This window comes from Litoribrevibacter euphylliae, assembly GCF_042646085.1.
GTDB lineage: Bacteria > Pseudomonadota > Gammaproteobacteria > Pseudomonadales > Litoribrevibacteraceae > Litoribrevibacter > Litoribrevibacter euphylliae.
Genome location: NZ_JBHRSZ010000004.1, coordinates 127,210 through 140,851 on the forward strand (window position 1 = coordinate 127,210; position 13,642 = coordinate 140,851).

Annotated in this window: 8 protein-coding genes and 1 riboswitch; of the genes, 6 read left to right on the top strand and 2 right to left on the bottom strand. The window is 45.3% G+C overall.

Annotated features, from left to right (window positions below; all coding sequences use genetic code 11):
* Nucleotides 1–318: 318 nt before the first annotated feature.
* Nucleotides 319–2,193: a sigma-54-dependent transcriptional regulator gene (locus ACFOEK_RS08090; protein WP_386718914.1), complete on the bottom strand. Its 1,875-nt coding sequence runs from the start codon at nucleotides 2,191–2,193 to the stop codon at nucleotides 319–321.
* A 533-nt stretch (nucleotides 2,194–2,726) separates the two neighbouring features.
* Between ACFOEK_RS08090 and ACFOEK_RS08095 the strand changes: the two genes are divergently transcribed.
* The 3 genes from ACFOEK_RS08095 (at nucleotide 2,727) to ACFOEK_RS08105 (ending at nucleotide 9,966) form a co-directional block, all read left to right on the top strand.
* The gene (locus ACFOEK_RS08095; RefSeq protein ID WP_386718916.1) at nucleotides 2,727–6,818 is read left to right on the top strand and encodes a response regulator; all 4,092 of its coding nucleotides are present in this window, start codon (nucleotides 2,727–2,729) and stop codon (nucleotides 6,816–6,818) included.
* Between the two features lie 18 nt (nucleotides 6,819–6,836).
* Nucleotides 6,837–7,697: a CheR family methyltransferase gene (locus tag ACFOEK_RS08100; protein WP_386718919.1), complete on the top strand. Its 861-nt coding sequence runs from the start codon at nucleotides 6,837–6,839 to the stop codon at nucleotides 7,695–7,697.
* A gap of 91 nt (nucleotides 7,698–7,788) precedes the next feature.
* Nucleotides 7,789–9,966: an EAL domain-containing protein gene (locus tag ACFOEK_RS08105; protein ID WP_386718922.1), complete on the top strand. Its 2,178-nt coding sequence runs from the start codon at nucleotides 7,789–7,791 to the stop codon at nucleotides 9,964–9,966.
* A gap of 1 nt (nucleotide 9,967) precedes the next feature.
* On the opposite strand, the gene bluB is transcribed toward ACFOEK_RS08105, so the two are convergent.
* Nucleotides 9,968–10,711, bottom strand: coding sequence for a 5,6-dimethylbenzimidazole synthase (bluB, locus tag ACFOEK_RS08110; RefSeq protein WP_386718925.1), 744 nt, complete (start codon nucleotides 10,709–10,711; stop codon nucleotides 9,968–9,970).
* A 43-nt stretch (nucleotides 10,712–10,754) separates the two neighbouring features.
* A riboswitch (cobalamin riboswitch) is annotated at nucleotides 10,755–11,019 on the bottom strand.
* Between the two features lie 183 nt (nucleotides 11,020–11,202).
* Between bluB and cobU the strand changes: the two genes are divergently transcribed.
* The 3 genes from cobU to ACFOEK_RS08125 all read left to right on the top strand — a co-directional run bounded on the left by cobU (nucleotide 11,203) and on the right by ACFOEK_RS08125 (nucleotide 13,613).
* On the top strand, nucleotides 11,203–11,751 hold the full coding sequence (cobU, locus tag ACFOEK_RS08115) for a bifunctional adenosylcobinamide kinase/adenosylcobinamide-phosphate guanylyltransferase (protein ID WP_386718928.1): 549 nt from the start codon (nucleotides 11,203–11,205) through the stop codon (nucleotides 11,749–11,751).
* A 44-nt stretch (nucleotides 11,752–11,795) separates the two neighbouring features.
* The gene (gene cobT / locus ACFOEK_RS08120) at nucleotides 11,796–12,866 is read left to right on the top strand and encodes a nicotinate-nucleotide--dimethylbenzimidazole phosphoribosyltransferase (RefSeq protein WP_386718931.1); all 1,071 of its coding nucleotides are present in this window, start codon (nucleotides 11,796–11,798) and stop codon (nucleotides 12,864–12,866) included.
* Nucleotides 12,867–12,980: 114 nt separating this feature from the next.
* Nucleotides 12,981–13,613 (top strand): histidine phosphatase family protein, encoded by a 633-nt coding sequence (locus tag ACFOEK_RS08125; protein WP_386718933.1) that lies wholly within the window; start codon nucleotides 12,981–12,983, stop codon nucleotides 13,611–13,613.
* Nucleotides 13,614–13,642 lie beyond the last annotated feature (29 nt).

A 13,642-nucleotide genomic window follows, 5' to 3' on the forward strand; every position in this document is an offset into this window, starting at 1 on the left:
GCCTCTATTCGCTTGCCATTAGGTGATGCTTATATGCTTTCATCTGTATACGTCGAGGTCTCAGAGTAAATTCATTGACGTCAGGATCGCTATGTCGGCAAATTATTTGAGAGCAAAGCTCGTACCATCTGAATTGGTTTGGTGGGGTGACACAAGCAAGGGAATAGGCTGAAAACTGGCACCGATTGATTTATCGGAAAAATATTGGCGTTACTCTCATGTCATCACCAGAGTAAGAAGCGGTGTGGTTGCTCATTAAAAAAAGAAAAACCGAAAGAGACTCTTTTTTTGGAAGAGACTCTTCCGGGGAGGGAGGACTTATCTTTTGTAGTCGGGAAACACATCCTGGATTCGATGCAGAATAGATTGGGGATTACGTTTTAATTCGCTGGAAATACCATAAAACAGCTCGGGTTTGCTGCATAAATACGCACGGAGTGCATCGGTTCCGGTATAGCAACGGTTCTGAGCCCGTAAGCCGAGCGTTCGCAGCGCCACTTCTTCATCTACCAGCGGTGGCATAAGTTGTTGGAATACGGATTTAAGATTCGATGTTTGCTTATGATCCAGAATGTACCTAAGAACCAGAGCCTGAATAATTTTGGTGTTTGATGAGACTGCTTTGCTGTGAGGATAGAGCAGTTTGAATAAGTAGGTATCGGGTAACCCTTTCAGAACATCCTGATGCACCATATCCGGTGTATTGTTTGAGGGGGTATTTCGAGAGTAAGTGTTCACTGGGTAGAAGTGAAAGGTGAATGACTGACGTTCAATACGTTTACTGGTCGGGCATAGGTATTCAATCGGGACTTCGATGGATGCTGGTTGTGGTGCAACTAAGCGTCCTGTATGGCCTTTTTTGATGTATTGAAAGTCTTCAAACAGCCTAATCAGTTGTTGCTGTATGACGGTATCATTGAGAATGCGCCAGAGCCTGAATCCATTTTTCTCAAAATTGCTCCACAGTAAACTGTGGTTACTTTCCTGGAATGCAGGGGACGGCACCGGAGTTGAATTGGCTGCACTTGGCGCGGCCAGAAAGTCAAAATCTTCTGGCAGTAAGCGTGAATGATTGGAGAACGCCATCGCCCGGTCGATGGCATTCTTTAACTCCCGTATATTGCCGGGCCAGGGGTAACTCCTCAATTGTTTGAGTGCTTGTGGTGAAATATCTTTTGAGGTATCCATGTTTTGCATGAAATAGCGTGCCAAATCCTCAATATCGTCTTGCCGTTGTTGAAGTGTGGGCACGTAAACAGGAATAACACAGATCCTAAAGAACAGGTCTTTGCGAAACGTTTTCTGTTCCACCATGACTCGTAAATCACAGTGGGTTGCACACAACACCCGAACATTGATTGGCCTGGCCTGATGGCTACCCAAAGGCGTGACGGTTTGTACTTCAAGTACACGAAGTAGCTTAGCTTGCAGAGACAGCGGCATGTCGCCAATCTCATCGAGGAACAAGGTGCCGTTGTTTGCCTGTTCCAATAACCCCTTCTTATCTTTTATTGCCCCGGTGAACGCGCCTTTGGTATGGCCAAAAAATTCACTTTCCAATAACTCCTCGGGAACTGCTGCACAGTTAACGGCAATAAACTTTTCGTATTTTCGATCACTAAGTTCATGAATACGGCGAGCTACCAGTTCCTTACCTGTTCCTGTTTCCCCTTCGATGATGACATTCTTGTCCGATTTGGCTGCAAGATTGATGAGTTTCATCAGTGTTACATAAGCCGAAGAATGACCTATGAGTTGGTGTTGTGGCCACACATTGGAGGAGAAGGGGGATGGAAACGGATCGTCAAAGTGCTCACGCCTTTGAGAGCTTATCCGCTCTGCACGGTTTAGTACTTCATTCAAACGATGCGGGATCTCGGCTTTGGACAGATAGTCGTCGAAGTCGTGATCTCTGAGTGCTTCAATGGCGCCTTCCAGGTTTTTATCGGTGGTCAGCATAACAGTTACCAAATGCTGGGCTATACGGCGTAGTTGGCGACCTGTATCGAAGCTATTAAGACCTGGCATCCTCCGATCAATGAGAGCGACATCCGTATTAGAAATCATGTTTTCCGGTAGCCGTAAAGCGTCTTCTCCACTCACCGCACTGCTTACTATGTGTCCCTGGCTTTGTAAAAATTCTGTATATAACTCTACGTTCAGAGGGTCATGATCCACTAACAGAATGTTCATTAAGCTTCTACCCCTTGCGATTCCATGCATTTAAGTGTGCGGGTGCTTTCAATTACTTTTTGTTGAGTATAGATCAAGAAAAAGGAGCGAATCTTTTGAGTATGTTCAGAGGTTCCTTAGGTGTTATGTGCGATTTCAGGTACGACAAAGGCTACTTATTGATTCTCATATCAGAGTTCTCTAATTAACTTCTTTGTTATCCGATGAAAACCGAGTGAGATATATATTACTTTGTGTATAAGACTATCCCCCTAAAGAACCGCATCTTCTATCAAAATGAAATCTAAAGTTTCCTGTTTTTGAAACGCCAAAGCGCTGCGACCTTAGACCGCACCTGACTTTCTTAATTATTTGTTTTCCTTAAGCAAATGGGCTGCAACTTGATTGGTTGGGTTGACCTTAATTCCTAGAGAAGCATGTACCTTCTTGGCTGAGTCTATATAGAAGCCATACTTTATAGATATGGAAACCAATCTCTTTCCCGCATTGTGTTTCTTTTTATCTCTAATATGTGGCTTCGAATGAGGTAATTAATGGGCAGTCGTAGTTCCATCACGACCAAGATAACCACCAGTTATGCAGCCGTTATTATTGTTTTAGCGGTTGTGGTAATGATCATCTTATATCGAGGTGATGAGCTTAATGATTTGAGTGATGTGGTGATAGATAACTATGTTCCAAGCGTTAACTTAAGTCTGGTGACTTTAAAAGAGGTCGAGACTTCAATGGGCGCCTTACGGGGGTGGGTTGCGTCCGGTGAAGGTAAGTACATTGAACATCGCAGAGCTGCCTGGGTTGAGATAAATGAGGGGATGGATCAACTGACTGAGCGAGCACGGAGCTTGGGTAAGTTATTTATTCTTCAGGATCTCAAGGCACTTAGACGGAAATTAGATGATCTTGAAGCACGACAAGCATCGGTTGAAGCTTTGGCGCATACGTCTGGAAATAGTCCTGTTAATCAGATGTTTGAAAATCAGGTACTGCCAATTGCGGACAGCGTGTTCGAAGAGATTTCTCGGTTAATTCACATGACCTATGACACGCTGTCAGTCAGTGAACGTTATACCTTATTGGCAGGGTTAGCCGACTTTAGGTACAGCTTCAGTAAGTCCATTAGTTCGATTCGAGCTTATTTAGCGTCCAGCGATATTAAGTTACGTGAGGAATTTGAAACTAATTGGAAGTTAAATACTGAAAACTTGAAAGATATTTCTAACCTCAACGCTAAATTTCTTCCTCATCAGAAAGATGCCTTTAATCGCTTGATAAGCGCACGTCTTAAATTTATGGCTTATCCGCCAAAGCTGTTTTCTTATCGGGAAGGTACTGAGTGGAATTTGGCTAAGAACATGACTGAAAAAGAAGTCGAACCATTGGCGGTTAAAGTATCGAATGATATTCAGAGCATCGTTGATAAATTTAACAATCGTATGAGAGACGGCTTTTCTTCGATGCGAAGTGGTTTCAACATGCTCTCCAACGTTGGTATGTCTCTGTTGGGGTTAGCCATTATTTCGTTCGGTTTACTAGCTGCATTCTTATCCCGATTAATTTCACAGCCTTTAAATCGAGTCATTGAAGCTGCGCACGAAGTCGCACAAGGGGACTTTGATGTGTCCGTCAATATTGGCGGTAGTGTGGAAACAGAAAGGTTGAGTGATGCACTCACCGATATGATGACCTTTTTACGACGCATCACTGAGCATGCCGATAATCTTTCGAATGGGTTGTTAGACAAAAAGTTTGCGGTGCAAAGTGAGAAAGACCGTTTGGGCATTGCCCTTAATAAGATGACAGTCGATCTCCGCGAGCGCCAAAAGCAAAGCGATCTTCAGGCGTGGTGTAAAGGTGGCTTGGCTGAGTTAGCCGATGAAGTGTGGAATATTCATGAATTAGAGGAATTAACCGAGGCCTCCATTCGGTTCATCGCCAATTATCTCGACGCTCAATTGGCGTGCTTTTATTTATATTCTGAAGATTCGTTTCGTTGGTATTCAGGCTATTCCTTTCATCTCGACAGTCGAGCCTCGAAACACTTCGAAGAAGGGGAAGGGTTCATCGGGCAAACGGCAATTGATCAGCGTCGTCGAATCGTTCGGTGCGATGACTCAGAGCAGATGGTGTTAGACACCGGGTTAGGTCAGCTGGCCTCCAAATGTGTGGTTGCCAGCCCGGTGATTAATCGGCAGGTGCAGCCTAATGATGTGCTTGCGGTATTGGTGTTAGCTTTTACCAGAACGCTGCAAGAGCATGAACTGGATTTGTTGGACGAGTTCTGTGATGTCATTAGTGTTCGTCTGGCTTCCTGCCAGTCGCGAGATCAATTACAGCAATTGCTGCTGGACTCTCAAAAAACCTCTGAAATGTTACAACAGCAGCAGGAAGAACTGAGAGTCAATAACGAAGAATTAGAACAGCAGGCGCAAAGCCTGGCAGCTTCCGAAGAAGAGATGAAGACACAAAGTGAAGCATTAAGGGAAAGTAATCAGCACTTAGAGCACCAAAAGGCTGTTCTGGAAACCAAAAATCAAGAGTTGGATGCTGCCAAAGACGCCATCGAGCGAAAAGCTCAGGAGTTGGCTCAAATCAGTCGTTATAAGTCAGAATTTCTTGCCAACATGTCCCATGAATTAAGGACGCCACTGAACAGCTTGCTGATCTTATCGGACGCATTACGTCGTAACACACAACAAAACCTGTTAGAGGAGCAACTGGAAGACTTGTTAGTGATTAATCAGGCCGGGCATGTGTTGTTGTCTTTGATCAATGACATTCTGGACTTGTCGAAAGTTGAAGCTGGCAAACTGCAGGTTCACTTTGAAAAATTGAGCTTGCAGGCCTTGGTTGATGAGATGCGTAAGCAATTTGCGCCCATTGCGACATCGAAAAGTATTACCTTCCTTATCGATTACGATTCGAGTTGTTTCTCCTACTTTAACAGTGACCCGCAACGCTTGGCTCAGATCGTTCGGAACTTGCTGTCTAATGCCTTTAAGTTTACCGAACAGGGATCTGTAACCCTGTCTCTGACAGGGGAGAGTAAGAATGGGATTCAACAGCTGACAGTGAGTGTCAAAGACACCGGTATTGGCATTGCTAAAGAGCTACAAAGCGATATTTTTGGTGCCTTCAAGCAAGTGGATGGTTCAACCAAACGTGCTTACGGTGGATCGGGTCTTGGATTAACCATCTCGAAAGAGTTGGCCCAGATGTTAGGGGGCGATATTGAGGTGGACAGTGAAGAAGGAAAGGGCAGTTGCTTCCGGGTGGTGGTGCCCGAGCGGTTTGAAGCCGACAATGAGGAAATCGGGGAAGTGGCTCCGGATACCACCGAGGCCTTACAAGCTATTCCCATTAATGAATACACCAATCACCATAATCTCTACCGAGAGGATGATCTTTTCATTGAAGATGATCGAGACCGAATCAATCACGGTATGAAGTCGGTGTTGATCGTTGAAGATGATTTTCAGTTTGCCCAGATTTTGAGGGACTTTTCACGTCAGCATGGTTTCGCGTGTTTGATTACAAACCGTGGTCAGGATGCGCTCAAATTAGCGCATGCGTATTTGCCTAAAGCCATCATTCTGGATGTTGGATTACCTGATATTTCAGGGGTCGAGGTGCTGGAACAGCTCAAGAAAGATAAGGAGACCAGCAGTATTCCTGTTCATATCGTTTCCGGTCAGGGCGATCAACTGGATTTAATGCGACAAGGTGCGCTGGATGTATTGCAGAAACCCATCAGCTTTGATGCGTTAGAGCAGTTGTTCAGCAAGTTCTCAACCATCTCTAAATGCACTATTCAATCGATCTTATATATCGGTAAGGACGAGCAGTCTTGCGAAGGCATTGCGTCAGGGCTTAGTCATCTTGACGTTGTCATCAAAAAACTGATCTTTACATCCGGCAGTTATTCTCTGCAAGAGATGAAAGAAGCGCTGCAACAGCAAGCTTATGACTGTTGCATTATTGAACTTGATGCCAGTGACATTGCAGAAAATGCTTGGTTGGATCACCTGTCCGATGGGGCGGTGGATGTTCCCTTTCCGCCGTCGATTATCTATACCGATCAACCGTTAAGTGATGAGCAATATCGGATGCTTGCAGGTATTTCTAATCGAATCGTAATTAAGGGGGATTACGCACCAGAGCGTATTCGGGATGAAGTGGATTGTTTCCTTCACAGTATTAACGAACGTTTTCCTGTGCAGTCTTTCAATGAGCTGCTCGAAGTAGGGGATATTGATTTATCGGGCCGCAAGATTTTGTTGGTGGATGACGATCTTAGGAACACTTACGCATTATCTAAAGTGCTTCAGGATTACGGGATGAGCATCAACATCGCAGACAACGGTGCTTTGGCGTTAGAAAAATTCCGGGATGAGCCGGACTTTGACTTGGTGTTAATGGACATCATGATGCCAGTAATGGACGGCTATGAAGCAATTAAAAGCATTCGCAGCGAGTATTCAGAGACGGTGCCGATCATTGCGTTGACGGCTAAAGCCATGCCCGAAGACCGAGAGAAATGCCTTGAGGTTGGGGCCAGTGATTACTTATCAAAACCGGTTGAACTCGATCGGCTGATTTCAATGATCAAGGTGTGGGTCGATGGATAGGGATATGAAGGGTAATAGATGAAATTAGCGCCTGAAAAGATCGAACAAATTGAAGTGGATTGTCTGCTGGATGTGATCTATCAGCGTCTTGGTTATGACTTTCGTGATTACAGCCCCGACTCTCTAAGGCGTCGCTTAAATTTCTTGGTCGAGCAGGAAAGAGTCGACAGCATCGCTGAGCTTATCCCTCGTGTGATTCATGACGAGCTGTTTGCTTCGCGGCTGATTAATAGCCTGTTGGTCAACGTAACGGATATGTTTCGTGATCCCGCGTTTTATAAGTCCTTTGTCGATAATGTCTTTCCGATTCTGAAAACTTTTTCTTTTTTCAAAGTCTGGAGCGCTGGTTGTTCAACAGGCGAAGAAGCCTTCTCTCTTGCTATTTTGTTACATGAACATGGTTTACTTGAGCGGGCTCGTATCTATGCCACTGATCTCAGTCCTCAAGTGATTCGTAAGGCCAAAGAAGGTCTTTTCTCGGCAGATAAGATTGAACAGTACACCCAAGGTTATCGACAAGCGGGTGGGCAAAGAGAGTTGAGTGATTATTTTTTCTCGTGTTATGACTGCGCTAAGTTGGAAGAACGTATCAAAAAACACATAACTTTTGCCTGTCATAACTTGGTCAGTGACAGCGTCTTTACGGAAGTTGAAGTCATCATTTGTCGCAATGTGTTGATTTATTTTGATCGAAGTTTAAAACGGAAAGTCGTCAGTTTATTTACCAGCGGCCTCCACCCTGGCGGTGTGCTGTGCCTTGGAAGTCAGGAGTCGTTAAATGGTCTTTATGACGATGAATCCTATGAACCTATTTCTGTAACCAATCGAATCTATAAGCGAACCCATTCGATTGCTCAGGTGGCCAGTATTTATCACTAACTTTTATCTCTAATTTTGTATTCGTAGATGATAACAGAGACTGGATTAATCAAGGATAAAACATCATGGCAGTATCAGGGGGAAGAACACAGTGACATACAATCAATGCGAAGCTTATCCTGTGCCCTTAGCACCAAGGAAATCGGTGGTCTCCTTACCGAAAATTTTAATTGTGGATGACCGCAAAGAGAACCAGCGAGCCATTGAGGTTATTCTGGAAAATCTCGATGCCGAGTTTTATTCCGCTTTTAACGGCGAAGAAGCCTTGTCTATGTCGTTGCGGCATAACTTTGCTGTGGTGCTTATGGATGTGATGATGCCAGTGATGGATGGCTTTGAGACCGCTAATTTAATGCGGATTAACCAGAGAACTAAGCATACGCCGATCATTTTTATTACAGCAGCAGATCGTACCGACGAGTTTGAATACAAAGGCTATCAGGCCGGGGCTGTGGATTATTTGTTTAAGCCCATTAAGCCTTCAACCTTAGAGAGTAAGGTAAAAGTCTTCCTGGATTTAGAAATACAGCGCCAACAGCTCAAGGAAACTCTGGAGGACATTGAGCGCTTGAAGCGTAAAAACCAATTGTTGTTAAAATCGGTGGGAGAGGGAATTTTAGGGCTCGATAACGAAGGCTTAGTCACTTTTAGTAATCCAGCGGCACAAAAGTTATTGGGGTGTTCCGAAGCTGAATTAGAGAATCAGTCTGTGCTTGATTATCTCATTTTGGGTGACAGCAAATCCCACTCCATAGAGTGGAAAGATGCGCCCATCTATCGGGTGTGTTCTGAAGGAAAAATGTATCACGAGACCCTGGGTATCTTTCGAAAAAAAGTAGAGGGTGCCTTTCCTACGGAATACCACGCGACGCCTATTTATGACGACAATAAACTGGTCGGGGTTGTGCTGGCATTTCAAGATATTACCGAGCGTAAACGAGCCGAAGAGCAGCTCAGTCAACTGGCTCAATACGATAGTCTCACAGGTCTGAATAACCGATATTCATTTCAAAACCTGTTAGCGCAGTCCATTTCTCGGGCCAAACGAGCTGGTTCGTCTGTCGCTTTACTGTTTATGGATTTGGATAAGTTCAAGATCGTCAACGATACCATGGGACATGAGATCGGAGATTACCTGCTGCAAGATGTCGCTGTTCGTATCAGAAAATGTTTAAGGGATGGTGATGTTATTGGGCGCATTGGTGGTGATGAATTCACCGTTGTTCTGGAATCTATTCACACCGCCAGAGACATTGCTGCCATTGCCCAGAAGATTATTGAATTTTTGGGAGAGCCTTTTTATTTGCGGGATCATGAGATTCATATTGGTATTAGCATTGGTATTGCGACCTATCCTGAATCTGCCAAGGATGAAGAGGCTTTGATGAAGTGCGCTGATATTGCCATGTATAAGGTGAAAGAAAACGGTCGAAATAATTTCCGTTTCTTTACCGAGACCATGCAGCAAGAAGTGCATTATTCGTTGCAACTTGAGAATCGTCTCAGGGTTGCTCTGCAATTAAATCAGTTTCTGCTTTATTACCAACCGAAAATTGATCCTTACCAACAGAAAGTCATTGGATTTGAAGCGCTACTAAGATGGCGAGTCGGATCAGACGAGTTTATCTCGCCATCGGATTTTATTCCCAAAGCGGAAGAAATGGGGCTGATTATTTCGATCGGTCGCTGGGTCATTGAGCAAAGCTGTCGGCAATTCAGAGCGTGGTTAGACGCTGGTATTGTCGATGAATCTATGTCGATGGCGATTAATATATCCATCAAGCAGTTACAGCATCAATCCTTAAAATCCACGATCAAAGAATGCATAGAGACCTACCAACTGCCCATTGGGTGTTTGGAAATTGAAGTGACTGAAAGCATCATGATCGACAATGTAGAGCACATCATTAAGCTGTTGGCAGAGCTGCAAGAAATGGGCATAAAAATCTCCATTGATGATTTTGGTACCGGATATTCGTCATTGAATTATCTTCGTCGATTGCCTATTGATGCCTTAAAAATTGATATGTCTTTTGTACGTGCTCTGCATGAAGGAGAACAAAGCCAGGCCATTGTGAAGGCGATTGTAAGCTTGTCAGAAATTCTTGGATTGACCGTGATTGCCGAAGGTGTAGAAACCGAAGAACAGCTTGAATTCTTAAAAGGACTGGAGTGCGATTTCATCCAAGGTTATTACTACAGTAAACCCTTGGATGAAACGAAAGCTGAAGCATATTTAGTTGACTTCAAAAAGCAGTATTCAAACTAATTTAAAAATTAGTAGGAAAGCTTTCCAACGCTTGAAGGGTTTCAAGCAGTTGTTCTTGTTCGCTGGTACTGGCTTCGCCTTGCCATTGCTCAAAGTTTACGAGCTCTGAAAGGTTCATCCGGGGTAGCCAACCTTTGGTTTCCAGTTCTGGCTTGTCTTTAAAATGTTCCACGTATCCGATACACAGATAAGCGATGGGCACCACGTGTTCAGGAATATTCAGGGTGTCTTTTAGTTCTTGCTCATGCATGATACTCACCCAGCCAACACCTAAGCCCTCTGCACGGGCTGCTAACCACAGGTTTTGCACCGCACACACCGAGCTGTAGAGATCCATGGTTTTCATGTGCGTTCGACCCAACACAGGTTTGCCTGTACGGGTTCGGTCGCAGGTGATACAGAGGTTAATGGGCGACTCTAAGATTCCTTCCAGCTTTAGGCTTTTATAAGCCGTTTGTTTCTCGCCTTCAAACATTTCGGCCGCTTCACGATTGGCTTTGCTGAACAGTTGATGAACCTGTTGTTTTTTCTCTTGTGAACGAATCACCAGGAAGTTCCACGGCTGCATGAAGCCTACCGAAGGCGCATGGTGGGCAGCATAGAGCACTCGTGCTAACACCTCATCGGCCACGGGTGTCGAAGTAAATTGGCCGCGTACGTCTCGGCGGTTAAATACGGTTTTGTAAAGCGCAGCGCGTTCTGCATCGGCGAAACGATGTCGCTCTGTTAAAGCGTCGGATTCCATAGTAGTCCCCTTCAATGGAATGTACGCGTAGGGTCCAACTACAGCGTAGTTACACAATCAGGCCGGTCTACTGACTGAGGGTCATCCTTATACATCGCCTTCCCAGACGCTCAGTTGAGTTGGTCCAGTGGCTTGGTTTTTCCGATACTATTGTTTTTCGAAACCAGAGTTCTTCGAAGTCAGTGGCTTTTCGATAATAGTTCGATAGAAACCGTGACGTATAAGTCACCATCACAGGGCTGGGCGCGTTCCGGATTGTCACCGGATTCCCGATTCTCCCTTGGTGAAGCTGCGTTCATAATGATTATTTTTCATTACAGCGACTGCTTTACACCTTGGGCACCTGACGTTTTGGAAGAGGTTATAGGAGTTAATTACCAGATGGTCAAGGAGAATTCCCAGGGAATAAGTTGACCTGCTTTCCTGTCAGCCGATAAAGTGGCAGCCTCTTTATTCACTCTTCTTTATTCTTAAGGTTGTAAGGGAAGGCCGTGCTAGAACTTATTTTAGGGGGTGCTCGTTCCGGAAAAAGCCGTTTGGCCGAAGAGCGCGCGTTGGCTTCGGGCAAGCAACTTATTTATCTGGCTACCGCAGAAACCCGAGATCGAGAAATGTCCGAGCGCGTAAAACTGCATCAGCAAAGACGATCAGATGATTGGGCATTGATCGAAGAGCCGCTTCGATTGGCTGAAACCTTGAAACAGCACAGTCGAGCCGATAATTGCATTCTGGTGGATTGTTTAACCTTGTGGCTGACCAACTGTTTGTTGCAGTCAGACCAGCAATCCAAAAACATTCAACAAGACCAAGTTTGGCAATCTGAGCGAGCCAAGCTTATGGACACTCTGAATGATTTGCCTGGCGATGTAATCTTCGTTAGTAATGAAGTCGGACAAGGAGTAGTGCCGATGGGCGAGTTGTCCCGTAAATTTGTGGACGAAGCCGGTTGGTTACATCAAGATTTAGCGAAGATGTGTGACTCGGTTGTCTTCGTGGTGGCGGGCTTGCCTCAATTTCTCAAAACATCCCAAAGTTCTTAAACCAACTTTTTCACTTTCTTAATTTATTATCAAAGGATCGGATTATGACTGCCTGGTGGACACACGCGATTCAACAGCCTAACGCAGAACAACGTGAGCAAGCATCGGCTCATCAAAATCAGCTGACTAAGCCACCTGGATCATTGGGGCAGTTAGAAGACATCGCGATTCAATTAGCCGCTAATCAGAACACTTTGAATCCGAAGGTCGATAACGTCGCCATTCGTGTCTTTGCGGGCGATCACGGTGTGGTGGCAGAAGGCGTATCCGCCTTTCCACAAGCCGTGACGGTGGAAATGATTAAAAACTTCTGTGCTGGTGGCGCCGCCATCAGTGTGCTGGCGAAAGAGCAGGGTGCGGATTTTAAAGTGGTCAATGTGGGTGCAGCGTCTCCGGTTCAGGATCATCCGAAACTGATCAATCAACCTGTAGCCGCAGGAACAAAAAATTTCTGCCAGCAAGCCGCCATGAGTCAAGCACAGTTTGAAGCAGCGTTTGAACTGGGTAAGTCGATAGCGGATCAAGCTCATCAAGAAGGCATGGATCTATTCATTGGCGGTGAAATGGGTATTGGTAATACCACAGCGGCGTCTGCAATAGCGGCTTCTTTAATCGACCTTGAATCAGGTATGGAACAGCAGATCCAGGATCTGGTTGGCCGTGGCACTGGCGTTGACGATGAGGGCTTGAAGCTCAAACAACAAGCGGTATTAAACGCTCTGACCTTGCATAAACATGCTAAAGGCGATGCGATTGAGACGCTAAAAACCATGGGCGGCTTTGAAATCGTAGCCTTAGCGGGTGCGTATCTTCGTTGTGGCCAGTTAGGCGTAACCGTTTTGGTGGATGGGTTTATCTGTTCCGTCGCTGCGTTGGCGGCGCTTAGCATCAATGAGGCACTTAGACCTTGGTTGATCTTTGCGCATCAGTCCCAAGAGTCCGGGCACTGCAAAGTGCTGCAAGCGCTGGATGCTAAGCCCTTGTTAAGTTTGGGAATGCGTTTAGGTGAAGCCAGTGGCGCGGCAATGGCCTTACCTGTTTTGAAACTGGCATGTTCTCTTCATAATTCCATGGCAACCTTTGCGTCTGCAGGTGTGAGCAATTCTGGTGAGTGATTTAGCGGCTCTTGGTTTACTGGTTAAAGGGCAATGGAACTCTCAAATGTGGAATTCTCAAATTCAGCGAAACCCTGCTAATGCTTCTATGATATGGAGTGTGGAGGGTTGCTTATGACGCAAACCACAAGAGTTGATCTCTTGCGACATGGCGAATGCGAAGGTGCTCAGTCTATTTACCGCGGCATTATCGACAGCCCATTAAGTAAAAAAGGCTGGGAAACTCTGGATAATGCCATCGCGTCTGTTGAGACGGATTGGGATGTGATCATTACTTCGCCAAAACAACGGTGTAAGCGTTATGCCATGGCCCTGGCGGAAGAGTTAAAAAAGCCTTTTGAAATCGATACCGGGTTTCGGGAAATCAATTTTGGCCGTTGGGAAGGCTTAACCTTTAAGGACGTGTGGAAAGCTGAGTCAGATAACGTGACGGCCTTTTATACTCAGCCTGACAGCAATCCTCATGGTGGTGAATCTGTTGCTCAGATGACGCAGCGGGTCAACGCGGCTTGGTCAAAGATGTTGGCGCGTCATCAAGGGAAACGCATATTGCTGGTCAATCATGGTGGCATCATACGCGTGTTGTTGTCTGAGCTACTCTCGATTCCTATGTCGTCGGTATCCAAGATGGAGGTCCCATACGGCTGCCTGACACGCTTCTTAATGTTCGCCAATGACAAAGACGGTGAGCAAGAGGGGAATCAGGAATATCACCCAATGATGGCGTTTCATAACAAAGCCGGCTGAATTGGTTTTTTATTGCCGAAAATACGTAA

Excerpts from the sequence above, each read along its gene's own strand:
- cobT (WP_386718931.1), top strand. The coding sequence starts at position 11,796 with ATGACTGCCTGGTGGACACACGCGATTCAACAGCCTAACGCAGAACAA.
- bluB (WP_386718925.1), bottom strand. The coding sequence starts at position 10,711 with ATGGAATCCGACGCTTTAACAGAGCGACATCGTTTCGCCGATGCAGAA.
- ACFOEK_RS08125 (WP_386718933.1), top strand. The coding sequence starts at position 12,981 with ATGACGCAAACCACAAGAGTTGATCTCTTGCGACATGGCGAATGCGAA.
- ACFOEK_RS08095 (WP_386718916.1), top strand. The coding sequence starts at position 2,727 with ATGGGCAGTCGTAGTTCCATCACGACCAAGATAACCACCAGTTATGCA.
- ACFOEK_RS08100 (WP_386718919.1), top strand. The coding sequence starts at position 6,837 with ATGAAATTAGCGCCTGAAAAGATCGAACAAATTGAAGTGGATTGTCTG.
- ACFOEK_RS08090 (WP_386718914.1), bottom strand. The coding sequence starts at position 2,193 with ATGAACATTCTGTTAGTGGATCATGACCCTCTGAACGTAGAGTTATAT.